The 26136-nt window shown below is 66.0% G+C and carries 24 protein-coding genes; 13 read left to right on the forward strand and 11 right to left on the reverse strand.

Annotated elements, in window-relative coordinates:
* Window positions 1-16: 16 nt before the first annotated feature.
* Window positions 17-1027 carry a histone deacetylase family protein gene (locus R6258_RS05150; RefSeq protein ID WP_318448259.1) on the reverse strand — a complete coding sequence of 337 codons (1011 nt, stop codon included), beginning with the start codon at window positions 1025-1027 and terminating at the stop codon, window positions 17-19.
* Between the two features lie 237 nt (window positions 1028-1264).
* On the opposite strand from R6258_RS05150, the gene R6258_RS05155 reads away from it, so the two are divergent.
* Window positions 1265-2944, forward strand: coding sequence for an NAD-dependent malic enzyme (locus tag R6258_RS05155; protein ID WP_318448266.1), 1680 nt, complete (start codon window positions 1265-1267; stop codon window positions 2942-2944).
* A gap of 126 nt (window positions 2945-3070) precedes the next feature.
* Here R6258_RS05155 and acnA read toward each other — a convergent pair whose 3' ends face one another.
* Window positions 3071-5821, reverse strand: coding sequence for an aconitate hydratase AcnA (gene acnA / locus R6258_RS05160; protein ID WP_318448268.1), 2751 nt, complete (start codon window positions 5819-5821; stop codon window positions 3071-3073).
* 398 nt (window positions 5822-6219) lie between these two features.
* On the opposite strand from acnA, the gene R6258_RS05165 reads away from it, so the two are divergent.
* From R6258_RS05165 to trxB, 3 genes are all read left to right on the forward strand, one after another.
* Window positions 6220-6429 (forward strand): CPXCG motif-containing cysteine-rich protein, encoded by a 210-nt coding sequence (locus R6258_RS05165; RefSeq protein ID WP_318448271.1) that lies wholly within the window; start codon window positions 6220-6222, stop codon window positions 6427-6429.
* A 179-nt stretch (window positions 6430-6608) separates the two neighbouring features.
* Window positions 6609-7211, forward strand: a complete 603-nt coding sequence (locus tag R6258_RS05170; protein ID WP_318448274.1) for a peroxiredoxin — start codon at window positions 6609-6611, stop codon at window positions 7209-7211.
* Between the two features lie 197 nt (window positions 7212-7408).
* Window positions 7409-8362, forward strand: coding sequence for a thioredoxin-disulfide reductase (gene trxB, locus R6258_RS05175; protein ID WP_318448277.1), 954 nt, complete (start codon window positions 7409-7411; stop codon window positions 8360-8362).
* Window positions 8363-8453: 91 nt separating this feature from the next.
* Here the strand turns inward: trxB and R6258_RS05180 are convergent, their stop codons facing one another.
* On the reverse strand, window positions 8454-8699 hold the full coding sequence (locus R6258_RS05180; RefSeq protein WP_318448279.1) for a SlyX family protein: 246 nt from the start codon (window positions 8697-8699) through the stop codon (window positions 8454-8456).
* A gap of 199 nt (window positions 8700-8898) precedes the next feature.
* Here R6258_RS05180 and R6258_RS05185 point away from each other — a divergent pair, with 199 nt between their 5' ends.
* Window positions 8899-9363, forward strand: coding sequence for a cold-shock protein (locus R6258_RS05185; protein WP_318448281.1), 465 nt, complete (start codon window positions 8899-8901; stop codon window positions 9361-9363).
* An 88-nt stretch (window positions 9364-9451) separates the two neighbouring features.
* Here the strand turns inward: R6258_RS05185 and R6258_RS05190 are convergent, their stop codons facing one another.
* The 8 genes from R6258_RS05190 to map form a co-directional block, all read right to left on the reverse strand.
* A complete protein-coding gene (locus R6258_RS05190; protein WP_318448284.1) occupies window positions 9452-10399 on the reverse strand; it encodes a cation diffusion facilitator family transporter in 948 nt (315 codons plus the stop codon).
* Between the two features lie 40 nt (window positions 10400-10439).
* The gene (locus R6258_RS05195) at window positions 10440-10826 is read right to left on the reverse strand and encodes a hypothetical protein (RefSeq protein ID WP_318448285.1); all 387 of its coding nucleotides are present in this window, start codon (window positions 10824-10826) and stop codon (window positions 10440-10442) included.
* 8 nt (window positions 10827-10834) lie between these two features.
* Window positions 10835-12001, reverse strand: a complete 1167-nt coding sequence (gene dapE / locus R6258_RS05200; RefSeq protein WP_318448288.1) for a succinyl-diaminopimelate desuccinylase — start codon at window positions 11999-12001, stop codon at window positions 10835-10837.
* A 49-nt stretch (window positions 12002-12050) separates the two neighbouring features.
* A complete protein-coding gene (dapD, locus tag R6258_RS05205; RefSeq protein WP_318448291.1) occupies window positions 12051-13076 on the reverse strand; it encodes a 2,3,4,5-tetrahydropyridine-2,6-dicarboxylate N-succinyltransferase in 1026 nt (341 codons plus the stop codon).
* Window positions 13077-13123: 47 nt separating this feature from the next.
* On the reverse strand, window positions 13124-13480 hold the full coding sequence (locus R6258_RS05210; protein ID WP_318448293.1) for a Spx/MgsR family RNA polymerase-binding regulatory protein: 357 nt from the start codon (window positions 13478-13480) through the stop codon (window positions 13124-13126).
* Window positions 13481-13497: 17 nt separating this feature from the next.
* Complete coding sequence (gene dapC / locus R6258_RS05215; RefSeq protein ID WP_318448295.1) at window positions 13498-14712, reverse strand: succinyldiaminopimelate transaminase; 1215 nt, start codon at window positions 14710-14712, stop codon at window positions 13498-13500.
* Between the two features lie 118 nt (window positions 14713-14830).
* Window positions 14831-17506 carry a [protein-PII] uridylyltransferase gene (locus tag R6258_RS05220; RefSeq protein WP_318448297.1) on the reverse strand — a complete coding sequence of 892 codons (2676 nt, stop codon included), beginning with the start codon at window positions 17504-17506 and terminating at the stop codon, window positions 14831-14833.
* A 91-nt stretch (window positions 17507-17597) separates the two neighbouring features.
* Complete coding sequence (map, locus tag R6258_RS05225) at window positions 17598-18386, reverse strand: type I methionyl aminopeptidase (RefSeq protein WP_318448299.1); 789 nt, start codon at window positions 18384-18386, stop codon at window positions 17598-17600.
* Between the two features lie 288 nt (window positions 18387-18674).
* Here map and rpsB point away from each other — a divergent pair, with 288 nt between their 5' ends.
* From rpsB to rseP, 8 genes are all read left to right on the forward strand, one after another.
* Window positions 18675-19406 carry a 30S ribosomal protein S2 gene (rpsB, locus tag R6258_RS05230; protein WP_136068996.1) on the forward strand — a complete coding sequence of 244 codons (732 nt, stop codon included), beginning with the start codon at window positions 18675-18677 and terminating at the stop codon, window positions 19404-19406.
* 179 nt (window positions 19407-19585) lie between these two features.
* On the forward strand, window positions 19586-20455 hold the full coding sequence (gene tsf, locus R6258_RS05235) for a translation elongation factor Ts (RefSeq protein WP_318448303.1): 870 nt from the start codon (window positions 19586-19588) through the stop codon (window positions 20453-20455).
* A gap of 114 nt (window positions 20456-20569) precedes the next feature.
* On the forward strand, window positions 20570-21331 hold the full coding sequence (pyrH, locus tag R6258_RS05240; protein ID WP_318448305.1) for a UMP kinase: 762 nt from the start codon (window positions 20570-20572) through the stop codon (window positions 21329-21331).
* Between the two features lie 4 nt (window positions 21332-21335).
* Window positions 21336-21893: a ribosome recycling factor gene (gene frr / locus R6258_RS05245; RefSeq protein ID WP_318448308.1), complete on the forward strand. Its 558-nt coding sequence runs from the start codon at window positions 21336-21338 to the stop codon at window positions 21891-21893.
* A gap of 59 nt (window positions 21894-21952) precedes the next feature.
* Window positions 21953-22696: a polyprenyl diphosphate synthase gene (uppS, locus tag R6258_RS05250; RefSeq protein WP_318448310.1), complete on the forward strand. Its 744-nt coding sequence runs from the start codon at window positions 21953-21955 to the stop codon at window positions 22694-22696.
* Window positions 22689-23486 carry a phosphatidate cytidylyltransferase gene (locus tag R6258_RS05255; RefSeq protein ID WP_318448312.1) on the forward strand — a complete coding sequence of 266 codons (798 nt, stop codon included), beginning with the start codon at window positions 22689-22691 and terminating at the stop codon, window positions 23484-23486. The genes uppS and R6258_RS05255 overlap by 8 nt, the downstream gene beginning before the upstream one ends.
* A 40-nt stretch (window positions 23487-23526) precedes the next feature.
* Window positions 23527-24741, forward strand: a complete 1215-nt coding sequence (gene ispC, locus R6258_RS05260; protein ID WP_318448314.1) for a 1-deoxy-D-xylulose-5-phosphate reductoisomerase — start codon at window positions 23527-23529, stop codon at window positions 24739-24741.
* Between the two features lie 16 nt (window positions 24742-24757).
* Complete coding sequence (gene rseP / locus R6258_RS05265) at window positions 24758-26116, forward strand: sigma E protease regulator RseP (protein WP_318448317.1); 1359 nt, start codon at window positions 24758-24760, stop codon at window positions 26114-26116.
* Window positions 26117-26136: the final 20 nt, after the last annotated feature.

The raw sequence follows: 26136 nt of genomic DNA on the forward strand, positions 1-26136 counted from the left end.
GGCGCTCTTCGTTGGGTCACTGCTTGAGCAAGCCGCGAAAGAAGCCGTAGGCATTCTTTTCCAGCGCGTCGAGGGCGTAACCGCCCTCCTGGACGATCAGCGTGGGCAGGGCGAGTTCGGCGATCGCCTGGCCGAGCCGCGAGAAACCGTCGGTGCTCACGCTGACCCTGGCCTGCGGATCATCGTGATAGATGTCGAAGCCCAATGCCACGACCAGCACGTCGGGGGCATACAGGCGCAACGCCTGGCGGGCTTCCTCGAGGCGCGCGAAGAACAGCGCCTCGGGGGCGCCGTGGGGCATCGGCAGGTTGATGTTGTAGCCGTCGCCCGGGCCCTCGCCGCGCTCGTCCTCGAAACCGCAGACCGCGGGATAGAAGTTGGTGGGGTCGCCGTGGACCGAGACGTACAGCACGTCGCCGCGCCGGTAGAAGGTTTCCTGGATACCCTGGCCGTGGTGCATGTCGGTGTCGAGGATGGCGACGCGCGGATAGTGGTGCGAGAGCCGTTGGGCGGCGATCGCCGCATTGTTGAGATAGCAGAAGCCGCCGGCGCCGTCGGGCCGGGCGTGATGGCCGGGCGGACGGCACAGTGCATAGCTCAGGCGCTCGCCGTGCAGCAGGGCGTCGGCGCCGGCGATGGCGCTCTGCGCCGAAGCGTAGGCGGAGCGCCAGGTGTCCGGCCCCACCGGGGCGCTGCCATCGGCCAGGTAGCGCCCGGCTTCGGCGAGGATGCCGCGCAGGGCGTTGTTCTCGCGTACGAAGATATTGGAGATCACTTCGGCGCCCCAGTCCTCCGGCCAGCGCCGGTGGGCGCTTTCCAGAAAGCGCAGATAGGGCAGGGCGTGCACCTCGCCGATGGCCTGCATGCCGCTGTCGGGTGGCGTCTCGAGGCTGCCGCCGAGCCTTTTCACGGCGGCCAGCAGCGGTTCGAGACGTGCCGGCACTTCCTGGGGCTGGCGCATCGCACCGCGCGAGAAGTACAGATGCGGATGATGCAGGGCCTGGTCGTCGTGATAGAAGGTGCGCATGGGCAAGCACTCCGCGGTCGTTGGGCCTTCCCGACGATGATTTTCCGCCAGCCGGCCATCGTCACCTCGCTTCACCATAGCATCGCCACGGCGTGACGAAAGCCGCTCGGGAGTGCCTGGCAGCGGCGCGAGGAGTGCTTGCGTGTTATCTTTACGCCACTGGACTGCGTTCGCCTCCAGGCGCCAGGCGCGCAGCGGAGGTCCGCCAACACCATTGAACCAACCTCGAGTCGAGAGATGAGCGAAAACGCCAAGCGCCCCCTGTACACCCCCTACGCCGGTCCGTCACTGCTGGAGATGCCGCTGCTTAACAAGGGCAGTGCGTTCACGCTCAAGGAGCGCATCGATTTCAACCTGATCGGCCTGCTGCCGCAGAACGTCGAGACCATCGAGGAACAGGTCGAGCGCGCCTATCGCCAATACCGCTTGTGCAAGAACGATCTCGACAAGCATATCTACCTGCGCTCGATCCAGGACGACAACGAGACCCTGTTCTACCGCCTGCTCGAGGAACACCTCGAGGAGATGATGCCGATCATCTACACGCCGACGGTCGGCGAGGCGTGCGAGGAGTTCTCCAACATCTACCGCAACCATCGCGGGATCTTCGTCGCCTACCCCGACCGCGAGCACATGGACGACATCCTGCGCAGCGCCACCAAGGACAAGGTCAAGGTGATCGTGGTGACCGACGGCGAGCGCATCCTGGGGCTCGGTGACCAGGGCATCGGCGGCATGGGCATCCCCATCGGCAAGCTCTCGCTGTATACCGCCTGCGGCGGCGTCAGCCCGGCCTATACGCTACCGATCATGCTCGACGTGGGCACCAACAACCAGCAACTGCTCGACGATCCGATGTACATGGGCTGGCGCCACAAGCGCATCAGCGACGAGGAGTACAACGAGTTCATCGACATGTTCATGCAGGCGGTCAAGCGCCGCTGGCCCAACGTGCTGTTGCAGTTCGAGGACTTCGCCCAGGCCAATGCCATGCCGCTGCTCGAGCGCTATCGCGATGAACTGTGCTGCTTCAACGACGACGTCCAGGGCACCGCGGCGGTCTGTGTGGGCACCCTGCTGGCCGCCTGCAAGGCGCGTGGCGTGCGCATCAGCGACCAGCGCGTGACGTTCGTCGGCGCCGGCTCGGCGGGCTGCGGCATCGCCGAGCAGATCATCGTCGCGATGAAGGCGGACGGCCTCAGCGACAAGCAGGCCCGCGCGCGCATCTTCATGGTCGATCGCAACGGCCTGCTGACCGACGACATGGAAGGTCTCTACGACTTCCAGCAGCGCCTCGCCCATTCGCCCGAGACGATCGCCGACTGGCCGGGCAGCCAGTTGCTCGATGTGGTCACCCATGCCGAGCCGACGATCCTGATCGGCGTGTCGGGGCAGAAGGGGTTGTTCAGCGAAGAGGTGATTCGCGCCATGCACGCCAATTGCCCCAACCCGCTGGTGATGCCGCTGTCCAACCCGACCTCGCGGGTCGAGGCGACGCCGCAGGACATCCTCGACTGGACCAATGGCCAGGCGCTGGTCGCCACCGGCAGCCCCTTCCCGCCGGTGAACGTCGACGGCCGCAAGATCCCCATCGCCCAGTGCAACAACGCCTATATTTTCCCCGGGGTCGGCCTCGGCGTGGTCGCGGCCAACGCCACGCGGGTCACCGACGGCATGCTGATGGCGGCCTCCAATGCACTGGCCAACGGCGCGCCGATCGTCGAATACGGCGAGGGCGCGCTGCTGCCGGCGCTCAAGGATATCCGCGGGTTGAGCAAGGCGATCGCCTTCGACGTCGCCAAGCAGGCCCAGGAAGAGGACGTGGCGCTATCTTCCAGCGATGAAGTGCTGCATGCGGCGATCGAGCGTAGCTTTTGGTACCCGCGCTATCGTCGCTATCGGCGCCGCGCCTACTAAGGTTTGGGGATCGACTGGAGTCGTCACGATCCCAGGCTCAGGCAGCAACGCAAAACACCCCATCGCCAGCGCGGTGGGGTGTTTTTTTGGTGCGTCGAATGCGCCGGGTGGCCGGCGCATCAGCGCTTAGAGCATGTTGCGCAGCACGTAATGCAGGATCCCGCCGTGACGGTAGTACTCCAGCTCGTTGGCGGTATCGATGCGGCACTTGGCGTCGAGCTTCTTCTCGCCCTTGTCTGAAGTGATGGTCACCTTGACGCTGCCGCCCGGCTCCAGCTCGCCGAGTCCCTCGATGGAGAACGATTCGTCGCCGGTCAGGCCCAGCGACTTGCGATCCTCGCCTTCGGGGAACTGCAGCGGCAGCACGCCCATGCCGATCAGGTTGGAGCGGTGGATGCGCTCGTAGGATTCGGCGATCACCGCGCGCACGCCGAGCAGCAGCGTGCCCTTGGCGGCCCAGTCGCGGCTCGAGCCGGTGCCGTACTCCTTGCCGGCGACGACGACCAGCGGCTTGTTCTCCTCGGCGTACTTCATCGCCGCGTCGTAGATCGCCATCTGCTCGCCGGACGGCACGTGGCGCGTATAGCCGCCCTCGACGTTGTCGAGCATCTCGTTTCTGATGCGCACGTTGGCGAAGGTGCCGCGCATCATCACCTCATGGTTACCGCGCCGCGAGCCGTAGGAGTTGAAGTCCTTGGGCGCCACGCCGTGCTCCTGCAGGTACTTGCCGGCGGGGCTGTCGGGCTTGATCGCACCGGCCGGCGAGATGTGGTCGGTGGTCACCGAGTCGCCGAGCATCGCCAGCACGCGGGCGTCCTTGACGTCCTCGACCGGCTCGGGCTCCTTGCCCATGCCCTCGAAGAACGGCGGGTGCTGGATGTAGGTGGAATCCTTGGACCACTCGTAGACCTTGCTCTCGGGAATCTTGAGCGATTTCCAGGCCTCGTCGCCGTCGAACACCTCGGCGTATTCCTTGCGGAACATGTCGGTGCGCACCCGCTCGACCGCCTCGGCGATCTCGGCCTGTGACGGCCAGATGTCCTTGAGATAGACCGGCTGGCCATCCTTGCCGGTGCCCAGCGCTTCCTTGGACAGGTCGAGACGCACGTTGCCGGCCAGCGCGTAGGCCACCACCAGGGGCGGCGAGGCCAGCCAGTTGGTCCTGACCAGCGGGTGCACCCGGCCTTCGAAGTTGCGGTTGCCCGAGAGCACCGAGGCCACGGTCAGGTCGCCGGCATCGATGGCCTTCTCGACCGACTCGGGCAGCGGCCCCGAGTTGCCGATGCAGGTGGTGCAGCCGTAGCCGACCAGGTTGAAGCCGAGTTCGTTGAGGTCGTCCTGCACACCGCCCGCGGCCAGGTAGTCGGTGACCACCTTGGAACCGGGCGCCAGCGAGGTCTTGACCCACGGCTTGGTGGCCAGGCCCTTTTCGACCGCCTTGCGCGCCAGCAGGCCGGCGGCCAGCATCACGCTGGGGTTGGAGGTGTTGGTGCAGGAGGTGATCGCGGCGATCACCACGGCACCCGGGTTGAGCTTGAAGCGCTCGCCGTCGATCTCGCAGTCCTGGCTGTCGCTGTGCTCGTAGTGGCGATGGCTGTCGTGCAGTTCGACGTCGTCGACGGCGTGGCCGCCCTCGGACTGCCACTTGTCCTGTTCGGTGCTCGGCGCGTCGGGTGCGTCGCCGCCCATCAGCTTCTCGAAGGTCGCCTTCATGTCGGTGAGGGCGACGCGGTCCTGGGGACGCTTGGGCCCGGCCAGGCTGGCTTCGACATCGTTCATGTCGAGCTGCAGGGTGTCGGAGTAGACCGGCTCGTGGCCCGGCTCGCGCCACAGACCCTGGGCCTTGGCGTAGGCCTCGACCAGCTCGATCTGGGCGTCCTCGCGACCGGTCAGGCGCATGTAGGCCAGGGTCTGCTCATCGACCGGGAAGAAGCCGCAGGTCGCCCCGTATTCCGGGGCCATGTTGGCGATCGTCGCGCGGTCGGCGACCGGCATGTCCTTGAGGCCGTCGCCGTAGAATTCGACGAACTTGCCGACCACACCCTTCTGGCGCAGCATCTGGGTCACCGTCAGCACCAGGTCGGTGGCGGTGATGCCTTCGCGCAGCTTGCCGGAGATCTTGAAGCCGATCACTTCGGGGATCAGCATCGATACTGGCTGGCCGAGCATCGCCGCTTCGGCCTCGATGCCGCCGACGCCCCAGCCGAGCACGCCCAGGCCGTTGATCATGGTGGTGTGTGAGTCGGTGCCGACCAGCGTGTCGGGATAGGCGAAGGTCTTGTCGTCCTCGTCCTTGGTCCACACGGCGCGTCCCAGGTACTCGAGGTTGACCTGGTGGCAGATGCCGGTGCCCGGCGGGACCACGCGGAAGTTGTCGAAGGCCTGCTGGCCCCAGCGCAGGAATTCGTAACGCTCGAGGTTACGTTCCATCTCGATGGCGACGTTGTCCTTGAACGACGAGGGGTCGCCGAAGTGATCGACCATCACCGAGTGGTCGATGACCAGGTCGACGGGCGACAGCGGGTTGATGCGTGCCGGGTCTTCACCGAGGCGCTCCACGGCGTCGCGCATCGAGGCCAGGTCGACCACCCCGGGCACCCCGGTGAAGTCCTGCATCAGCACCCGCGCCGGGCGATAACCGATCTCACGGGTCGAGCGCGCGTCCTTCTGCCAGTCGACCAGCGCCTGCATGTCCTCGGTCGAAACGCTGTCGGAATCGGCGAAGCGCAGCTGGTTCTCGAGCAGGACCTTGAGCGTGAACGGTAGGCGATCGATATTGCCGAGCGCTTCGGCGGCCTTGGGCAGGCTGTAGTAGTGATAGGTGTTCCCTCCGGCCTCGAGGGAACTCAGGGTATTCGGCGTGTTTTCGGCGCTCATGGACTCTCCTCCTTATACCAAGCGGGGCAATGCTGGCCTTCGGCGGGTGCGGCCGGCCTCGCGTGACGGCCAATCCTTGCCGTCTTGAGTGGCACCGAACGGTGCCGTTGCGACTGGCCGATGTCGCTTGCCCGAGTGTCAGGTTCCTGGATGACGTTCCCAGATACTACGCTTGAGACAGCGATTGTCGACACATCCTGTTGATTATTGCTACTTATCACATTGTCATGATAGGCGGTGAATTCAACCGCCAGCCAGCTATCGGCGCCCGCCAAGCGACTATGCTTGGCAAGACGAGCATGGCGCTGGCGGCGCCGCGTTCGGCCATTCACCCTTGAAAGCGACCACGGCGATACCCATATTCTCTTCACCAAGCGTCGCGGCGAGCGGATCACGCCATGCACGAAGAAATGCTTGCAGCACGGCCGGTCAGTTGCCCCTATTGCGGCACGCCGTTCGAATTGCTGGTCGATGGCAGCCAGGGCAGCCATTCCACGTGGGAGGATTGCCCATGCTGCTGCGCACCGATTCAGGTCAGCGTCGAGGTGGCGGAGCCGGAAGGCAGTGTGCAGGCCGTGACACTGGCCCGCGACGACGACGTGTTATAAGCAGGACGCTGTTTGCCCGCGGTGTCGCCATCCCGACATGCGGGACGCGCCCAAGACGTCGATCGATAGGCAACCGCTATGCCTATCATTGGCGTTATCAAATTGGCAGACGAGAATTGCGACTTTAGTCTGGGCCGCTAATATTTTGCGACCCACCTTGAACCTTTAGGAGAAGTTACATGAGCGTATTGGTTGGACGTCAGGCACCGGATTTTGAAGCGGCGGCGGTCCTCGGTGACGGTACCATCGTCGAGAACTTCAAGCTGTCCGACAGCAACGGCAAGCTGCGCGTGCTGTTCTTCTGGCCGCTGGATTTCACCTTCGTTTGCCCGTCCGAAATCATCGCCCACGACAATCGTCTGGCACAGTTCAAGGAGTTGGGCGTCGAGGTGATCGGTGCTTCCATCGATTCACAGTTCTCGCATTACGCCTGGCGCAAGACGTCGCCGGATGCCGGCGGTATCGGCGAGGTCGGCTTCCCGATCGTTGCCGACGTCAAGCACGAGATCGTCCAGGCCTACGGTATCGAGCATCCAGAAGCCGGCGTCGCGATGCGCGCGTCCTTCCTGATCGATGCGAACGGCGTCGTCCAGCATCAGACCGTCAACAATCTGCCGCTGGGTCGTAACGTCGACGAGATGCTGCGCATGGTCAAGGCGCTTCAGCACCACGAGAAGCACGGCGAAGTCTGCCCGGCCGGTTGGGACGAAGGTAAGGAAGGCATGAAGGACACCGCGGAAGGCGTGGCCAAGTACCTCGGCACCCATTCCTCGAACCTGTAAGCCTTGACGGTTCGATGGGGCGGCCGCTGGCCGCCCTTTTGCCGTCTGGGCCATGCCGCCCGGCCTTTGATGAACAAGCGAAGCCAGTGCCAGATATATTGCGACCTGCGTTTGGCGATTCCGGGCCGAATCCAGATCCAATCTATCCAACGAGCGGTGCCGTCGTCCGGCGGCGCCATGCGTGAGAGGACCCATCCATGAGTGAAGTGCGGCACGAGCGCCTGATTATCCTCGGCTCCGGCCCGGCCGGTTACAGCGCGGCCGTCTACGCGGCACGCGCCAACCTGAAGCCGTTGCTGATCACCGGCATGGAAGCGGGCGGTCAGCTGACCACGACCACCGATGTCGATAACTGGCCGGGCGACGCCGATGGCGTCCAGGGCCCGGAGCTGATGGAGCGTATGCGTCGGCATGCCGAGCGCTTCGATACCGAGGTGCTGTTCGATCATATCGACGAGGTGGAACTGCGTCGCAAGCCCTTCACGCTCAAGGGCAGCAGCGGCACCTATACCTGCGATGCGCTGATTATCGCCACCGGCGCCAGCGCCCGCTACCTGGGCCTGCCGTCCGAGCAGCAGTTCATGGGCCAGGGCGTGTCGGCGTGCGCGACCTGCGACGGGTTCTTCTATCGCAACCAGGAAGTCATCGTGGTCGGCGGCGGCAACACCGCCGTGGAAGAGGCGCTGTACCTATCCAACATCGCCTCCAAGGTGACGCTGGTCCACCGGCGCGACAGCCTGCGCGGCGAGAAGATCCTGCAGGACAAGCTGTTCGAGAAGGTCGAGTCGGGCAACATCGTCGTCGAGTGGAACCAGGTGGTCGAAGAGGTGCTGGGCGACAATACCGGGGTGACCGGGGTGCGCCTGCGCTCCACCCTCGATGACAGTCAGCGCGAGCTTTCCGCGCCGGGGGTGTTCATCGCCATCGGGCACACGCCCAACACCGGCATCTTCGAAGGCCAACTGGACATGGCCAATGGCTACATCCGGGTGCGTTCTGGGCTCGAGGGCAACGCCACCGCGACCAGCGTGCCCGGCGTCTTCGCCGCCGGCGACGTCATGGATCACGTCTATCGCCAGGCGATCACCTCGGCGGGCAGCGGCTGCATGGCGGCATTGGACGTCGAGCGCTACCTGGAAGGGCTCGACTAGTCCGCGAAGCGCCCTGCATCAAGACCCCGCCGGCGGCTCGCCCGCGGGGTCTTTTGCTGTCTGAGACCGCCGTAGCGGCAGCCACCGGCGTTCAATAATGCGGGGGCCGCTCGTCCGCGTCGCTGACGCCCGGCGCGTCGAGGGCATCGAGCGTCTGATGTTGCTCGCGCAGGCGCTGTTGCATCAGCGCATTGACCCGTTCCAGGCGATCGAGCCGCTGAGCCTGACCGGCGAGGGTCTGGTCTAGAGTGTCGAGCCAGTGCTCCTGATAGGCCAGGCGGCTCTCCAGCGCTTCGAGGCGCGCTTCCAGGCGGGTGAGCGTGTCATTTTCGATCATGCTAGAATCGCTCCGCTGTGTGTTGCCGTTCATCGCGACACCTTACCGTATGTTCGAAACCCATCGGCATTCGCCGACGTTTCGGATAGTTGAGCTTGGAACCATCGAGCTTCGCAACGATCGCTCTTCGAAGCACCGCCCCGTCGCACCCGTGGCGTCAGGGCCGTTATTGTCAGCACAACAAGAGAGTCCGAGGTCCATGAATCGAAAGGTATTACTCCGCTGTAGTCTCATCAGTCTCCTGCTTGCCGCTCCCGCCCCGCTGTTGATCGCCCTGTTTGCATCGCTGGTCGACGGCGCCCTGACCGGGGCCTTCGAGGAAGCGTTGACGCTCGACGGCGTCGAACGCATCTACGTCGCCAGCGCGGTGGCGGTGTTCCTGATCCTGCTGGCTGCCACCATCGCCGTGCACAGCCTCACCCCGCAGCTCGTCAATCTCGCCGAGATCGAGAACGACGATCGCGAGATGGGCGAGGTGAAGTGGTTCAACGTCAACAAGGGGTACGGCTTCATCACCCGCGACAATGGGGAAGACGTATTCGTGCATTTTCGGGCCATTCGCGGCAAGGGTCACCGGACCCTGGCCGAGGGTCAGAAGGTGCGCTATCACGTGATCAACAACGAACGCGGCCTGCAGGCCGACGACGTGACCGTCATCACCTGAACGCGACGCCCCGCGTTTGACCGGACGCCCCGGTCGGCTTGTGCCGGCCGGGGCGTCTTCATGATGGCCGGCCGCCTGGGCGATGCGTTTAACCGGCAGTCGGATCGTCGCCGTGGTTGGGGCGCGAGTCGACATCGGCGCGCGCCTCGGCCTCGACGAATACCCGCTTGACCGTCTCCTGTTGCTGCTTGATGCGCACATCGAGGGCGGCGATCGAACGCTCGATGCGCTCGGCCGGGGTGCCGCGGGCAAAGCGCACGCTGAGAATCGCCAGGACGAAATCCGGTCCCATGTGCATGGTCAACACCTCGTTGACCCGTTCCACGCCCTCGGCTTCGCCGGCCAGGCCGCGAATCGACTCGACCACGCTGGGGTTGGCGCTCTCGCCGATCAACAACCCCTTGGTCTCGACCGCCAGCCAGATCGCCGTGCCGCCGAGGATCAGGCCGATCAGCACCGAGGCGATGCCGTCGAACACCGGATTGCCGGTCCACTGGCTCAGCGCCACGCCGGCCAGCGCCGCCAACAGACCGAGCAGCGCCGCTGAATCCTCGAAGACCACCACGAACAGCGCCGGGTCCTTGCCGCGGCGAACCGCCTGCACGTAGCTCCACTTGCCCTTGGTCTTTCGGAACTGGTTGAGCGCGAACGCCCAGGAGGCGCCCTCGAAGAGGATGCTCAGCCCCAGCACGACGTAGTTGATCAGCGGCGACTCCATCGGCTCGGGGGCGAGAATGTGATGGATGCCCTCGTAGATCGACACCCCGGCGCCGATCGCGAAGATCAGCAGCGCGACGACGAAGCTCCAGAAGTAGACTTCCTTGCCGTGACCGAAGGGGAACTGGGCGCTGGCGGGCTGCTTGGCGCGCTTGAGGCCCAGCAGCAGCAATACCTGGTTGCCGGTATCGACCACCGAGTGGATGCCCTCGGAGAGCATCGCCGAGCTGCCGGTCATCGCCGCGGCGACGAACTTGGTGATGGCGATCAATGTGTTACCGCCCATCGCGGCATAGATCGCCGGTTTGGATTCCGCCATGATGCTTCCTCCCTGAAGCTTATTAAAGGCGATTTCGCCGTTACTGGCCCGAATCCGGCCAGGTGATGGCGCCTTCGTGGCCGTCGGGGCAGACCTGCCAGAAACGATCCGGATCGTCGCCCGGCTGCCAGCCGCCCAGCGAGCAGCGCACCTCGCAGGCCAGCGCGGCGACCGCCGCACGGGCGCAGTCGATGTCGCGCGGCCAGGGCGTGGCGTTGCTGTCGAACCACAGGCTGGCGAAGCCGTCGGCGGCGTTCTCGACCAGCAGGATCGGGACCAGCGCGCCCTCGCTATGGCCCTTCCCCCGCCACTTGCGCTTGCCGGCGGGTTCGAGCGGGGCGGCATCGAGCTGCGAGCCGAGCCAGGCGTTGAGGCGTTCGAGCGAGGCGTCGGCCAGGTAGATCTCGATGTCGGGATAGCGTTGCATGGCGGACCTCAGATGAACAGCCGTTTTATGATCGCTTCGTAGGCCTGGCTCAGGGTGTCGAGATCGGCGGCGCGCACGCGTTCGTTGACCTTGTGGATGGTCGCGTTGAGCGGGCCGAGTTCGACCACCTGGCTACCCAACTGGGCGATGAAGCGGCCATCCGAGGTGCCGCCGGCGGTCGACAGCGCCGGGGTCTCGCCGGTGACGTCCTTGACTCCGGCGAGCACCGCCTCGATCAGCTCGCCCTTGGCGGTCAGGAACGGCTCGCCGTTGAGCGTCCAGTCGAGGCGGTAATCGAGGCCATGGGCGTCGAGGATCGCCTCGGCGCGTTCGCGCAACTGCTCATGGGTGACCTCGGTGGAGTAGCGGAAGTTGAACACTACTTCCAGTTCGCCGGGAATCACGTTGGTCGCGCCGGTCCCCGCGCGCAGGTTGGAGATCTGGAAACTGGTGGCGGGAAAGAAGGCGTTGCCGTCGTCCCAGTGCTCGCGGCACAGCGCGTCTAGCGCCGGCGCCGCAGCGTGGATCGGGTTGTGCGCCAGGTGCGGATAGGCGACATGGCCCTGCACGCCCTTTACCCGTAGCACGCCGCCCAGCGAGCCGCGCCGACCGTTCTTGACGGTGTCGCCGAGCCGCTCGCTGGACGATGGCTCGCCGACGATGCAGTAGTCCAGCCGTTCGTGGGCCTCGCGCAGGTGCTCCACCACCGCCCGGGTGCCGTCGATGGCGGGGCCTTCCTCGTCGGAGGTGATCAAAAAGGCCAGCCGTCCCGGGTGGTCGGGGTGCGCGGCGACGAAGCGCTCCACCGCAGTGAGCATCGCCGCCAGGCTGCCCTTCATATCGGCGGCGCCGCGTCCGCACAGCTCGCCGGCCTCGTTGATGTGCGGCTCGAAAGGCGGCGTGTGCCACTGCGCCTCGGGACCGCTGGGCACCACGTCGGTGTGGCCGGCGAAGGCCAGCACCGGGCCGTGATGGCCGCGCACCGCCCAGAAGTTCTCGACATCGCCGAACGCCAAGCGCTGGACGCTGAAACCGAGGCGCTCGAGGCGCTCGATCATCAGCGTCTGGCAGCCGGCGTCGTCGGGAGTCACCGAGACGCGGCGCATCAGTTCGACGGCCAGTTCCTGTGTCGCTGACAGGGACTGGCCGGTCACGGCAGTGGCGGACGAGGACATGGCGGTTCCGGTTGACGGAGAGTGGGGCGCCCGGCCCGGGCGCCACGAATCAATTGTGGGCATGCAGCGCTTCGTTGAGCGCCACGGCGCTCTTGTTGGTCAGGCATTCGACGCGACCGTTGAGCGAGTTGCGACGCAGCAGCAGGTCGCTCTGGCCGGCCAGCTCGCGGGCCGCGAGCTTCTCGACTTCCTGGCCCTGATCGTCGAGCACCGCGACCTTGGTGCCGGCGGTGATGTAGAGCCCGGCCTCGACCGTGCAGCGATCGCCCAGCGGGATGCCGATGCCGGCGTTGGCGCCGATCAGGCAGCCCTCGCCGACCTTGATGACGATGTTGCCGCCGCCGGACAGCGTACCCATGGTCGAGCAGCCGCCGCCGAGATCCGAACCCTTGCCGATCATCACGCCGGCCGAGACGCGCCCCTCGACCATCCCCGGGCCTTCGGTGCCGGCGTTGAAGTTGACGAAGCCCTCGTGCATCACCGTGGTGCCCTCGCCGAGATAGGCGCCCAGGCGCACCCGCGCGGTGTCGCCGATACGGATGCCCTTGGGCACCACGTAGTCGGTCATCTTGGGGAACTTGTCGACACAGTCCACGGACAGCGGGCGGCCTTCGAGGCGCGCCTTGAGGCGTCGCGCTGGGAGCTCCTCGACGTCGATGGGGCCCTCGTTGGTCCAGGCGATGTTGCGCAGCAGGCCGAACATGCCGGTCAGGTCGACGCCGTGCGGCTTGACCAGCCGATGCGACAGCAGGTGCAGCTTGAGATAGACCTCCGGCGCGCTCTCGGGCGGCTGGTCGACCTCGATGAAGGTCGCTACCAAGGGGCGCTGACTGGCCGCCAGTGAGGTGGCGAGCTCGGCCTGCTCGGCACTGCCGGCGGCCTTGAAGGCCTCGGCCAGCTTGCCGCAGTGCTCGGGCAGGAAACTCACCACGGCGTTGCCGGCGGGGGCATCGAGCGCCTCGCGCGCGGCCTCGGCCAGCGCACTGCTCGGCTGGAACAGCGGCGCCGGGTAGTAGACGTCGAGCCAGTCGCCCTGGGTGTTCTGGTTGCCGATTCCGAGTGCGAAACTCAGCATGCGATTCTCCTGAAAGTGATGGGTCGTGGGTCGGGCGGCTGCGCTCGTCACGCCGAGTCGTCCAGACCGGCATAGCCGTCGCGCGGCAGGCCGACCAGCAATTGCTCGCCGGTGTCGAGCAGCGGGCGCTTGAGCAGTGTCGGCTGGGCGAGGATCAGCGAGGCGGCGCGCTCGGCGTCGTCGCGGGCCGCCTGCTGATCGGCACCGTCCAGGCCGCGCCAGGTAGTGCTACGGGTATTGAGCAGCGTGGCGAGCTCGGCCATGGTCAGAAATCGGGTCAGTCGCTCGCGGTCGAGACCGTCGTCGCGCAGGTCGTGATAGCGATAATCGATGCCCTGCGCCTCGAGGGCCTTGCGCGCCTTGCGGCAGCTGTCGCAGTTCTTGATACCGTAAAGCGTAATCATGGCTCGTTTCTTCTCGGTCATCCGCGGGTCTCGATGAAGCGGCGAATGCGGCGTGCCGCCTCGACGGTGGCGTCGCGTTCGGCGACCAGCGCCAGGCGTACGCGCCCGGCGCCCGGGTTGTACGTCGTCCCGCTGGGCATGCTGTCACGCGACATGTAGCTACCGGGCAGGACCGTGACGTGCTGCTCGGCGAACAGGTCGCGTGCGAAGGCCTCGTCGTCGCCGCCGGGCACCGCCGGCCACAGGTAGAAGCTGGCCTGGGGGGCGGGGAAATCCATCACCGGGGCCAGGATATCGGTCACTGCGGCGAATTTCTCGCGATAGGCGTCGCGGTTGGCGCGCACGTGATGCTCGTCCTGCCAGGCGACGATCGAGGCATGCTGCGTCTGCAGCGGCATCGCGCAGCCGTGATAGGTGCGGTAGCGCTTGAACGGCGCGATCAGTGCGGCGTCGCCGGCAACGAAACCCGAACGCAGCCCGGGCAGGTTGGAGCGCTTGGACAGCGAGTGAAACACGATACAGCGCCGGTAGTCGTCGCGGCCCAGGCTGCGGCAGGCCTCGAGCAGGCCCGGCGGCGGCGCGGCCTCGTCGAGGTAGAGTTCGGAATAGCATTCGTCGGAGGCGATCAGGAAGTCGTGCTCGTCGGCGAGCTCGATCAGCTGGCGATAGTCGGCGAGCGACGTGACCGCGCCGGTGGGGTTGCCGGGCGAGCAGACGAATACCAGCTGGACGTCGCGCCACACCTCGGCGGGCACCGCCGCGTAGTCGGGGCAGAAGCCGCTCTCGGCGCTGCAGTCGAGATACAGCGGCTCGCCGCCGGCGAGCAGCGTGGCGCCTTCGTAGATCTGATAGAACGGATTTGGCATCGCCACCCTGGCCGGCCGGCTGCGGTCCAGTGCCGCCTGGACGAAGGCGAAGATCGCCTCGCGGGTGCCGTTGACCGGCAGCACATGGCGTTCGGGATCGAGGCTCGTCGCGGCCAGCGTGTAGCGGCGGGTCGCCCATTCGGCGATCGCCGTGCGCAGCTCGGGCAAGCCGGTGGTGGTCGGGTAGCGGGCGACATCGCCCTCGTGGCGGCGCAGTGCCTCGAGCACCGCCGGCGGCGGGGCGTGACGCGGCTCGCCGATGGACAGCGCGATGGGCGTCATATCGGCCGGCGCCACCACATCGGCCTTGAGGCGGGTCAGGCGCTCGAAGGGGTAGGGCTTTAGCGCATCGAGATTGGGGTTCATGGGCGTTCCAGCGATCTGCGCCAGGGCAGGATTGTCTCGTTATGGGTGCCGTGGGGCGCGAAGCCACCGATTATAGGCAAGCCGTGGGGCCCCCTCAAATGCGGCGGCCGGGTCGCCGTCAAACATCCAGCATCTCGCGCAGCCGCTCGCGCAGTGCCGCCTGGCGCTCGGGATCGACGAGCGGCTCGCCGTTCTTGTCGGTGATGAAGAACACGTCCTCGACGCGCTCGCCGAGGGTGGCGATCTTGGCCGCCGACAGGGCGATGTGCTGCTCCATGAAGATGCGCCCGACCCGCGCCAGCAGCCCCGGGCGGTCGGGGGCGATCAGCTCGAGCATGGTTCGGGCGTTGGCCGGGTCCTGCTCGATCAGCACCTGGGTGGGTACGCGGAAATGCTTGAGCTGGCGTGGCGTGTGGCGGTTGACGATCTGCGGGTAGTCGTCGGGATCGTCGAGCTCCTCCACCAGGTGCGCACGCATGCGCTCGAGGCGCGCCGCCTCGCGGATCGGCTCGTTGGCATCGTCGAGCACGATGAAGGTGTTGAGCGTCCAGTCGTTGCTCGAGGTGGCGATGCGCGCGTCGTGGATCGACAGGTCGAGCTGGTCCATGGCCGCGGCGGTGGCGGCGAACAGGTCGTCCACCGAGCGGGTATGGATGAACACCTTGGTGCCGCCCTCGCTGGTGTCCTCGGCGGGGGCGCTGACCAGTACCAGCGGCAGCTCAGAGCCGGCGTGGGCGAGGATGCCCTGGGTCTGCCAGACAATCTCGCTGGGCGTGTACTGGACGAAGTAGTCGTCGCCGAGGGTGTCCCACAGTATCTCGACGCGGGCGACGTCGGCGCCCAGGGTGCGCAGCAGGGCCAATGCCTCGGTGCGGGTCTCGCGGACCCAGTCGTCGCGGTCGATGGGGTTTTCCAGGCCGCGACGCAGGGCGCGCTTGGTCTCGCCATGGAGCTGGCGAAGCAGCGCGGCGCGCCAGCCGTTCCACAGCGAGGGATTGGTGGCGGTGATGTCGGCGACGGTGAGTACGTAGAGGTAGTCGAGATGGACTTCGTCGCGCATCTGGTGGGCGAACTCGCGGATCACGTCGGGATCGGAGATGTCGCGCTTCTGGGCGGTCTTGGACATCAGCAGGTGATGCTCGACCAGCCAGGCGACCAGCCGCGTGTCGCGCGGCGACAGGCCATGGCGCTCGCCGAACTCGGCGACGTACTGGGCGCCGATCAGCGAGTGGTCGCCGCCGTGGCCCTTGCCGATGTCGTGATAGAGCCCGGCGATCCAGAGAAGCTCGAGCTTGGGCAGTTGATGGATCAGCGTGGCGGCGACCGGAAAGTCCTCGCGCCCGGCGGTCTCGCGAAAGCGCTGGATGAACTTGAGCAGGCGCAGGGTATGGGCGTCGACGGTGTACAGGTGGAACAGATCGTGCTGCATCAGTCCCACCGCCTGGCCGAATTCGGGCAGGTACTTGCCGAGGATGCCGTAGCGGTTCATGCGCCGCAGCTGGCGCGGCACATTGCCGCCGCTGCGCAGCAGTTCCATGAACAGGCTCTGGTGGCGCAGGTCGTCGCGGAACGCCTCGTCGATCATGTGGCGATGATCGCGAATCAGGCGGATGGTCTCGGCGCGCACGCCCTCGATGCCGGGGTGCTGGGCCATCAGCAGAAACAGCTCGAGCAGTGCGCCGGGGCGGCGCCGGAAGACGCCGGGGTGGCGCGCCTGGATGTAGCCGCCGCGAATCTCGAAGCGGGCGTTGAGCGGCTGGATCTCGAGCGCCTCGTCGCCGCGCAGGATCATCTCGTCGAAATGCTGCAGCAGCATGTCATTGAGCCCGGCCAGCGCGGTGACGTGCCGATAGTAGCGTTTCATGAACTGCTCGACGCCCAGCCCTTCGGGGCTGTCATGGAAGCCGAACAGCTCGGCGATAGCGCGCTGGTGATCGAACAGCAGGCGGTCCTCGGCGCGCCCGGTGAGGGTGTGCAGGGCGTAGCGGACCTGCCATAGAAAGGCCTGGCCCTGGCTGAGGATCTGCAGCTCGGCGTCGTTCATGAAGCCCTGGGCGACGACGTCCTCATAACGCAGCGGACCGAAATAGCGCTTGGCCACCCAGCCGATCATCTGGATGTCGCGCAGCCCGCCGGGTGAGCTCTTGAGGTTGGGTTCGAGCTGGTACTCGGAGTTGTTGTGCTTGTAGTGACGGGTGATCTGCTCCTGCCACTTGGCCTCGAAGAACTGAGCCGGCGGCCACATGTGGCGGCTCGACAGGCGTTTGGTCATGGCCTGGCGAAGATGCTCCGCGCCGGCCAGGGTGCGCGTCTCCAGCAGGTTGGTGATGACCGTGACGTCGGCGCGCGCCTCGCGTTCGCAATCGGCCAGCGAGCGCACGCTGTGGCCGATCTCCAGCCCGATGTCCCAGAGGAAGGTGATGAAGGCGGTGAGCGGCTCGCGATAGGGGCCGTCGTCGTCGTGCTCGAGCAGCAGCAGCAGGTCGATGTCGGAATGCGGGTGCAGCTCGCCGCGCCCGTAACCGCCCACCGCAAGGAGCGCGACGCCGGTGTCGGGCCAGGGATGGCGGGCCCAGGCCGTCTCGAGCAGCCGGTCGAGGCACCAGGCGCGCCCGTGGATCAGGTCGCGAATGTCGGCGCCGTCGTGAAAGCGCGTATCGAGACGCGCCTGAATGTCGCGCAGCGCCTGCTTGTACAGCGGGATCGGCGGGCGACCGGTGTCGAGCTCGGCGCGGAAGGCGGCGACATCGAACAGCTTGTCGTCGGCCACGAAGCGGTAGTGATGCAGCAGCATGCGAAGTGGCTCTCCATGGGTGCGACGAAAGGCGGGCGCGGCTGGCCGAAGCGTGGATCGCGCCTCGGCCGGGCGGGTCAGGAGCGGCGTGTCAGCCGCCGAGGAACGACAGGTCCTCGTCGTGGCGCACCGTGGTGACGATGCAGCCGCCCTTGGTGACCACCAGCGTATGTTCCCACTGCGCCGACAGGCTCTTGTCGCGGGTGACCGCGGTCCAGCCGTCCTTGAGCACCTTGGTCTGGTACTTGCCGGCGTTGATCATCGGCTCGATGGTGAGGCACATGCCTTCCTTGAGGACCAGGTCGTTATGTTGGTCGTAGCCGTCATAATGCAGTACCTGCGGTTCCTCGTGGAAGTTCTTGCCGATGCCGTGCCCGCAGAAGTCGCGCACCACGCTGTAGCCGTTGTCCTCGGCATGGGCCTGGATCGTCTTGCCGATGTCGGACAGGCGGGTGCCTTCCTTGACGATCTCGAGCGACTTGTACAGGCACTCCTGGGTGACCTGCGAGAGCCGCTCGCCCTTGATGTTCTCGCCGACCACGAACATGCGGCTGGTGTCGCCATAGTAGCCGTCCTTGATCACGGTGACGTCGATATTGAAGATGTCGCCCTTCTTCAGCAGCTTGCCGAAATCGGGAATGCCGTGGCACACCACGTGGTTGAGCGAGATGCAGGTGGCGTGCTGGTAACCGTGGTAGCCGATGGTGGCCGATATGCAGCCCAGTTCCTGCTCCAGATAGTCCTGGCACAGCTTGTCGATCTCGCCGGTCGAGATGCCTGGACGGACATGGTCGGCAATCATTTCGAGCACCTGGGCGGCGCAGCGTCCGGCTATCTTCAGCTTCTCGATATCGTCGGGGGTGTTGATCGGGACGTTCATGGAATCTCGGGTCGGGAAATGGGGGGCGTGCATTGGCCTGAAAGGCCCGGCCGGCTTCATCTTGGCGATCATCTATGGTATAAAGCCGCGCGCTTGACTGCAATCCGCACTCGCCTTGGCACTCTGCCTCGATGCTTGCGGCGTGGATCAGGCGACAAGCAGCAATCAATGCCTTGAAAAACACACATACACCGGCACATGGTCCCGGGTGCCGTCGACGAAGCGTTCGTCGCGGTCGGATCCATGGGGTGTATGGAGGCCTAACCCGATACATCAGGAGTTATCCCCATGGCGCAAGTCAATATGCGTGACCTGCTCAAGGCAGGCGCTCACTTCGGCCACCAGACCAAGTACTGGAACCCGAAGATGAGCAAGTTCATCTTCGGCGCACGCAACAAGATCCATATCATCAACCTCGAGCACACCCTGCCGGCGATCAATGACGCCGCCGCCGTGGTCGAGAAGATGGCCGCTTCCAACAACAAGATCCTGTTCGTCGGCACCAAGCGTGCGGCCAGCAAGATCATCAAGGAAGAGGCCCAGCGTGCCGGCCAGCCGTTCGTCAACCATCGCTGGCTGGGCGGCATGCTGACCAACTACAAGACCATTCGCGTATCCATCAAGCGTCTGCGCGAACTGGAAGCCATGCACGAAGATGGCACCTTCGCCAAGCTGACCAAGAAAGAAGTGCTGATGGCCACGCGCGAGCAGGACAAGCTCGAGCGCAGCGTGGGCGGCATCAAGGACATGGGCGGCCTGCCCGACGCGCTGTTCGTGGTTGACGTCGACCATGAACGCATCGCGATCAATGAAGCCAACAAGCTGGGTATTCCGGTCATCGGTGTGGTCGACACCAACTCGAACCCCGATGGCGTCGATTACGTCATCCCCGGCAACGACGACTCGATCCGCGCCATCCAGATCTACGTGCAGGCGATCGCCGATGCCAGCGCCAAGGCGAAGGAAGGCCGTCCCGACGAGTTCGTCGAAGTGACCGAGAGCAACGAAGTCGCCGAGTGATCGGTAGCGGGCCTGCCCGGGCGGCGATGCCGCCCGCGAGGCCGGTACGGGGCTAGGCCCCTGGCTATCGAGCTTGGCTCGGTGCGGCCGGGTCTCCATCGCTCGATAGGGACCCGGCGCGCCGAGCGGTAACTTTGCTTACGTTATTCGACGTCGACAATTTTCAGAGGTTATTCACCATGGCAGCTATCAGCGCATCTCTGGTCAAGGAACTGCGTGAACGCACCGGGCTCGGCATGATGGAGTGCAAGAAGGCACTCACCGAGGCGGACGGCGACATCGAGCGGGCGATCGAGGACCTGCGCAAGAACTCCGGCCTCAAGGCCGCCAAGAAGGCCGGCCGCACCGCCGCCGAGGGCGCGGTCGTGACCCGCGTCGCCGACGACGGTCGCTACGGCGTGATGCTCGAGGTCAACTCCGAGACCGACTTCGTCGCCCGTGACGACAACTTCAAGGCGTTCGCCGAGAAGGTCATCGCCAAGGTCTTCGAGACCAAGAGCGAAGACGTCGCCGCCCTGATGGACGGCGAGCTGGAAACCGCGCGCGAGCAACTGGTCCAGAAGATCGGCGAGAACATCAGCGTGCGCCGCGCGGTGGTCGTCGAGGCGCCGGCCGACGGTGTGGTCGGTGCCTACGTGCACAGCGGACGCATCGGCGTGCTGACCCAGCTCAGGGGCGGCAATGCCGACGCGGCCAAGGACGTCGCCATGCACGTCGCGGCGATCAATCCGCTGGTGGCGCACCCTGAGGACATGCCGCAGGAGCAGCTCGACAAGGAAAAGGCGATTATCCTGGCTCAGCCGGACATGGCCGGCAAGCCCGAGCAGATCGCCGAGAAGATGGTCCAGGGGCGTCTCAAGAAGTACCTGGCCGAGGTCAGCCTGACCGAGCAGCCCTTCGTCAAGGATCCCAACACCTCGGTGGCCGACTACGTCAAGTCGCACGGTGGCGAGGTGGTTGGCTTCACCCGTTTCGAGGTCGGCGAAGGCATCGAGAAGGAAGAAGTCGATTTTGCCAAGGAAGTCATGGAACAGGCTCGTCGTAGCTGAGGTCCTAGCTTCTGGTTGTTGCATGGCGTGCGCTCCGGCGCACGCCATTGTGTATCCGGCCGGTGGTTCTTAGCGCCGGCAGCCTACTTTTCCGCTGTTACCAGGAGAGACACCATGCCCGCCATTTCCGACCAGAATGCCAGCGCCGCGCCGCGCAGCGACAAGTCGAAGTACAAGCGGATCCTCCTCAAGCTGTCTGGCGAGGCGCTGATGGGCGATGGCGAGTTCGGCATCGACCCCAAGGTGCTCGACCGCATGGCATTGGAGATCGGGCAGTTGGTGGGCATCGGCGTCCAGATCGGCATCGTCATCGGCGGCGGCAACCTGTTTCGCGGCGCGGCCCTGCACGCAGCGGGCATGGAGCGCGTGACCGGCGATCACATGGGCATGCTGGCCACGGTGATGAACGCGTTGGCCATGCGCGACGCCCTGGAGCGCTCGAATATCCGCTCGCGCGTCATGTCGGCGATTCCCATGAGCGGCGTGGTCGAGCACTACGATCGGCGTACCGCCATCCGCTATCTTACCTCGGGCGACGTGGTGATCTTCTCCGCCGGTACCGGCAATCCCTTCTTTACGACCGACTCCGCAGCCTGCCTGCGCGGTATCGAGATCGACGGCGACGTGGTGATCAAGGCCACCAAGGTCGACGGCGTCTACGATAAGGACCCCGTACGTCACCCGGATGCCGTCAAGTACGAGCGACTGGGTTACGATGAAGTACTCGACCGCAAGCTGGGGGTCATGGATTTGACCGCCATTTGTCTGGTACGGGACCATGGCATGCCGGTGCGTGTGTTCGACATGACCAAGCCCGGGGCGTTGTTGAACCTGGTCGTGGGTGGTAAGGAAGGTACGCTGATAGACAGAGGTTGAAATCGTGATCAACGACATCAAGAAAGACGCCGAAGCGCGAATGAAGAAGAGTTTCGAATCGCTGCAGACCAACTTCCACAAGATCCGCACCGGGCGCGCCCATCCGACGATTCTGGATTCGGTCACCGTTGACTACTACGGCTCGCAGATGCCGCTCAACCAGGTGGCCAGCGTCAACGTCGAGGATGCTCGCACCCTGGCTGTGGTGCCGTGGGAGAAGTCGATGGTACCCAAGGTCGAGAAGGCGATCATGACCTCCGACCTGGGGCTCAATCCGGCGACTGCGGGTAGCGTGATCCGGGTGCCGATGCCGGCGCTGACCGAGGAAACCCGTCGCGGCTACATCAAGCAGGCGCGCGGTGAAGCCGAGAACGCTCGTGTGGCAGTGCGCAACGTGCGCCGCGATGCCAACGGCGACATCAAGGCGCTGCTCAAGGAAAAGGCGATCACCGAGGACGATGAGCACCAGGGCGAGGAAGCGATCCAGAAGCTCACCGACAAGTACGTAGCCGAGATCGACAAGCTGCTGGAAGCCAAGGAACACGACCTGCTGCAGGTCTGAGCCGGAGCGGGCGGCGCACGTTGCGTCGCCCGTCTCTTACGCCCGCCAGGCGAGATAGCATGACACAACAGCAGACCGACAACCTGCCACGCCACGTGGCGATCATCATGGACGGCAACAACCGTTGGGCGCGTGCCCACGGGCTATCCGGCGCGCGCGGCCATCGCGCCGGTGTCGAGTCGGTACGCGCGGTGATCCGTCGTGCGGCCGAGCGGGGCATCGAGACGCTGACGTTGTTCGCTTTCTCGAGCGAGAACTGGAAACGCCCGTCGAGCGAGGTCAGCGCGTTGATGGAGCTGTTTTTGATGGCGCTCAAGCGCGAGGTCAAAAAGCTCCACGAACATGGTATCCGCCTGACGGTTATCGGCGAGCGCGAGCGATTCTCGAGCTCGATCCAGCAGCACATCGAACGCGCCGAGGCGCTGACCGCCAGCAACGACGGCCTGCACTTGGTGGTCGCCGCCAACTACGGCGGTCATCGCGACATCGCCCTGGCCGCACGACGCCTGGCGGCGCGAGTCGAGGCCGGCGAACTCACCGCCGAGGCGATCGACGAGCAACTGCTCGACCGTGAGATCGACCAGGGCAGCGTGCCGCCGGTCGATCTGTGCATTCGCACCAGCGGTGAACAGCGCATCTCCAATTTTCTGCTCTGGCAGCTGGCCTACTCCGAATTCTATTTCTCGCCGCTGTTGTGGCCCGATTTCTCGGCGGACGCCTTCGATGCGGCGCTCAACGACTACTGCCGCCGTCAGCGGCGCTTCGGGATGACTCAGGAACAGATCGAGGCCCGGGGTGCTTAGACAGCGCATCATCACCGCCGCGATCCTGGCACCGTTGATGGTCGCCGGGCTGTTCGGCCTGGACGGCGGCGGCTTCGCGGTCTTCACCGGTGGCGTGGTCGCGCTGGCGGCCTGGGAATGGGCCAATCTCGCGGGCATCGTCCGGCTGGCGGCGCGGCTCGGTTACGTCGCCGTGCTGGTGGCGTTGATGATCGCGGGCTGGTTCAGCGGCGCCGTGCACGCCACCTGGCCGCTGTGGCTGGCCCTGGGCGGCTGGCTGGCGAGCCTCTACTGGGTCGCGGGCTACCCCGAACGAGGGCTGCAGTGGCGTTCGAGCGCGGCACGCGCCGCGGTCGGACTGTGGGTTCTGCTGCCGTGCTGGGCCGGGTTCGTGCAACTGCGCGTCGACGGCCTCGAATGGCTGCTCTATGTGCTGCTGCTGGTGTGGCTGGCCGATATCGGCGCCTACTTCGCCGGCCGGCGTTTCGGGCGTCGCAAGCTGGCGCCCAAGGTCAGCCCCGGTAAATCGTGGGAAGGCGTCTACGGCGGCATGGCGGCGACCGCCTTGCTGGCCCTGGGCTACGCCGCGGGCCTGTCGCTGAGTGTCGCCGATACCCTGTGGCTGATCGTCGCCACTGCATTGATCACCCTGGTTTCGGTGCTCGGCGATCTGCTAGAGAGCATGTTCAAGCGCTGGCGCGGGATCAAGGACTCGGGGCGGCTGCTGCCGGGCCACGGCGGTATTCTCGACCGCATCGACAGCCTGACCGCGGCGGTGCCGCTGTTCGCCTTGCTGCGGCTATGGCTGTGACGTTCCCGGCTGTGAAAGGCTCGGCCGTGAGGAGACCTGAATGAGCGAGCTTTCCGCCGCCCCGCGCCGCCAGCGGGTCACCGTGCTGGGCGCCACCGGTTCCATCGGCGTCAGCACCCTGGATGTCCTCGCCCGCCATCCCGATCGCTACCGTGTCCACGCGCTCACCGCGGGCCATCGCCGTGAGGCGTTGCTTGAGCAGTGCCTGCAGCACCGTCCGGCGCTGGCGGTGCTGGCCGCCGAGCTTGACGCCGCCTGGCTGCGCGAGCGGCTGGAAACGGCCGGACTCGATACCGAAGTGCGCGCCGGCGAGACGGCGCTCGCCGAGGCCGCCGAGGCCGCCGAGGTCGACGTGGTGATGGCCGCCATCGTCGGCGCCGCGGGGCTGCTGCCGACGCTGGCGGCGGTGCGCGCCGGCAAGCGCGTACTGCTGGCCAACAAGGAGGCGTTGGTGATGTCCGGCGCGCTGTTCATGGACGCCGTCGAGCGCCATGGCGCGACCCTGCTGCCCATCGATTCCGAGCACAACGCCATCTACCAGTGCCTGCCTCCGGGGCGTCGCGACGGACTCGGCGAGGCCGGGGTCGAACAGTTGCTGCTGACCGCCTCGGGGGGGCCGTTTCGGGGCTGGACGGCCGAGCAGCTGCGTACGGTGACCCCCGAGCAGGCCTGTGCGCATCCCAATTGGTCGATGGGTCGCAAGATATCGGTGGATAGCGCTACGTTGATGAATAAAGGGCTCGAGCTGATCGAGGCCTGTTGGCTGTTCGCCGCCCGCCCCGAGCAGATCCAGGTGGTCGTGCATCCGCAGAGCGTGATCCATTCGATGGCCGCCTACAGCGACGGCTCGGTGATCGCCCAACTGGGCAACCCGGACATGCGTACGCCGATCGCCTTCGGCCTGGCCTGGCCCGAGCGGATCGATGCCGGCGTCGCGCGTCTCGATCTGTTCGAGGTCGCGCGGCTCGATTTCGAACCGCCCGACGAAGCCGCCTTTCCCTGCCTGCGCCTGGCCCGCGAGGCGATGGCGGCCGGCGGTACCGCGCCGGCCGTTCTCAACGCCGCCAACGAGGTGGCGGTCGAGGCGTTCCTCGAGGGCCGGCTGGCCTTCACCGCGATCGGCGAAGTCGTCGAGGCGGTGCTCGCCGCGCGTGAGGTGCAGCCGGCCCATGAGCTGGATATGATTCTCGTCGAGGATGCGCGGGCCCGACAGGATGCCGCTCGGTGGATTGCCGCTCGGCGGCCGAGGCGTTAACGCGAGGAGAGTAGAGATGGACGCGATTCAGAATGTCCTGGCGGCCATCGTGGTGTTGGGGCTGCTGATCACCTTTCACGAGTTCGGGCACTTCTGGGTCGCACGGCGTTGCGGCGTCAAGGTGCTGCGTTTCTCGGTGGGTTTCGGCAAGCCGCTGTGGTCGCGTTTCGACCGGCATGGCACCGAGTATGCGATCGCCGCCATTCCATTGGGCGGCTACGTCAAGATGCTCGACGAGCGCGAGGGCCCGGTGGCCGAGGAGGAGCTCGATCGCGCCTTCAACCGCAAGGGGGTGTGGTCGCGGATCGCCATCGTCGCGGCGGGGCCGCTGGCCAACTTTCTGCTGGCGATCGGCGCGTACTGGTTGATCTTCGTGATGGGCACCAGCACCGTGGCGCCGGTGATCGGTCCGGTTGCGCCGGACTCGCCGGCGGCGCGTGCCGGGTTGGCGAGCGGCCAGGAGATCGTCGCGGTGCAGGGCGATGCCACGCCGACCTGGGAAGCGGTCAATCTCGAACTGCTTTCGGCGATCGGCGCCAACGGCTCGCTCGAGATCGCGACCCGCGACCCCGAACGCAGCGAGCAGGCGGCGAACCGATATCAGGTGCCGGTGTCCGATTGGCTGGTCGGCCAGGATCCGCCGCAGCCGCTGGCGACCCTGGGGGTGACCCCCTGGCGTCCGGCGACGCCGGCGGTGCTTGGCCAGGTGCTCGACGACGGCGCCGCCGCGCGGGCCGGATTGCAGGTCGGCGATCGCATCGTGGCGGTCGACGGCGAGCCGATCGGTGAGTGGATGACCTTCGTCGAGCGGGTGCGTGCCAGTCCGGGCGAGCTCCTGACGCTGCGCGTCGAGCGTGATGGAGCGACCCGCGAGGTGAGCTTGACGCCGCAGCGCCGCGAGCACGACGGCGAGGCGATCGGCTATGTCGGCGCCGGTGTCGAGCCGGTCAGCTGGCCCGAGGCGTACCGCCGCGAGATTCGCTACGGTCCGCTGGGCGCGGTGACCGAGGCGGTGTCGCGGACCGGCGAGATGACCGTGCTGACGCTGGATTCGATCCGCAAGATGCTGATCGGGCTGATTTCACCGAGCAACCTGTCGGGACCGATCACCATCGCGCGGATCGCCGGCGAGACCGCGCGCAGCGGGCTGGAGAGCTTCGTGGCCTTCATGGCCTACCTGTCGATCAGCCTGGGGGTGCTCAACCTGCTGCCGATCCCGGTGCTCGACGGCGGCCATCTGCTGTACTACTTCATCGAACTGGTCCGCGGACGGCCGGTGTCCGAAGCGGCTCAGTCGGCAGGCTTGCGCCTCGGCATGGCGCTGGTCGGAACGCTGATGGTGATGGCGCTGTATTTCGACCTGATGCGTTTGTAGAAAGGTGGCTGGCGGTGAGA

Source organism: Halomonas sp. HP20-15, assembly GCF_033446685.1.
Classification (GTDB): Bacteria; Pseudomonadota; Gammaproteobacteria; order Pseudomonadales; family Halomonadaceae; genus Modicisalibacter.

Excerpts from the sequence above, each read along its gene's own strand:
- R6258_RS05150 (WP_318448259.1), bottom strand. The coding sequence starts at position 1,027 with ATGCGCACCTTCTATCACGACGACCAGGCCCTGCATCATCCGCATCTG.
- R6258_RS05155 (WP_318448266.1), top strand. The coding sequence starts at position 1,265 with ATGAGCGAAAACGCCAAGCGCCCCCTGTACACCCCCTACGCCGGTCCG.
- acnA (WP_318448268.1), bottom strand. The coding sequence starts at position 5,821 with ATGAGCGCCGAAAACACGCCGAATACCCTGAGTTCCCTCGAGGCCGGA.
- R6258_RS05165 (WP_318448271.1), top strand. The coding sequence starts at position 6,220 with ATGCACGAAGAAATGCTTGCAGCACGGCCGGTCAGTTGCCCCTATTGC.
- R6258_RS05170 (WP_318448274.1), top strand. The coding sequence starts at position 6,609 with ATGAGCGTATTGGTTGGACGTCAGGCACCGGATTTTGAAGCGGCGGCG.
- trxB (WP_318448277.1), top strand. The coding sequence starts at position 7,409 with ATGAGTGAAGTGCGGCACGAGCGCCTGATTATCCTCGGCTCCGGCCCG.
- R6258_RS05180 (WP_318448279.1), bottom strand. The coding sequence starts at position 8,699 with ATGATCGAAAATGACACGCTCACCCGCCTGGAAGCGCGCCTCGAAGCG.
- R6258_RS05185 (WP_318448281.1), top strand. The coding sequence starts at position 8,899 with ATGAATCGAAAGGTATTACTCCGCTGTAGTCTCATCAGTCTCCTGCTT.
- R6258_RS05190 (WP_318448284.1), bottom strand. The coding sequence starts at position 10,399 with ATGGCGGAATCCAAACCGGCGATCTATGCCGCGATGGGCGGTAACACA.
- R6258_RS05195 (WP_318448285.1), bottom strand. The coding sequence starts at position 10,826 with ATGCAACGCTATCCCGACATCGAGATCTACCTGGCCGACGCCTCGCTC.
- dapE (WP_318448288.1), bottom strand. The coding sequence starts at position 12,001 with ATGTCCTCGTCCGCCACTGCCGTGACCGGCCAGTCCCTGTCAGCGACA.
- dapD (WP_318448291.1), bottom strand. The coding sequence starts at position 13,076 with ATGCTGAGTTTCGCACTCGGAATCGGCAACCAGAACACCCAGGGCGAC.
- R6258_RS05210 (WP_318448293.1), bottom strand. The coding sequence starts at position 13,480 with ATGATTACGCTTTACGGTATCAAGAACTGCGACAGCTGCCGCAAGGCG.
- dapC (WP_318448295.1), bottom strand. The coding sequence starts at position 14,712 with ATGAACCCCAATCTCGATGCGCTAAAGCCCTACCCCTTCGAGCGCCTG.
- R6258_RS05220 (WP_318448297.1), bottom strand. The coding sequence starts at position 17,506 with ATGCTGCTGCATCACTACCGCTTCGTGGCCGACGACAAGCTGTTCGAT.
- map (WP_318448299.1), bottom strand. The coding sequence starts at position 18,386 with ATGAACGTCCCGATCAACACCCCCGACGATATCGAGAAGCTGAAGATA.
- rpsB (WP_136068996.1), top strand. The coding sequence starts at position 18,675 with ATGGCGCAAGTCAATATGCGTGACCTGCTCAAGGCAGGCGCTCACTTC.
- tsf (WP_318448303.1), top strand. The coding sequence starts at position 19,586 with ATGGCAGCTATCAGCGCATCTCTGGTCAAGGAACTGCGTGAACGCACC.
- pyrH (WP_318448305.1), top strand. The coding sequence starts at position 20,570 with ATGCCCGCCATTTCCGACCAGAATGCCAGCGCCGCGCCGCGCAGCGAC.
- uppS (WP_318448310.1), top strand. The coding sequence starts at position 21,953 with ATGACACAACAGCAGACCGACAACCTGCCACGCCACGTGGCGATCATC.
- ispC (WP_318448314.1), top strand. The coding sequence starts at position 23,527 with ATGAGCGAGCTTTCCGCCGCCCCGCGCCGCCAGCGGGTCACCGTGCTG.
- rseP (WP_318448317.1), top strand. The coding sequence starts at position 24,758 with ATGGACGCGATTCAGAATGTCCTGGCGGCCATCGTGGTGTTGGGGCTG.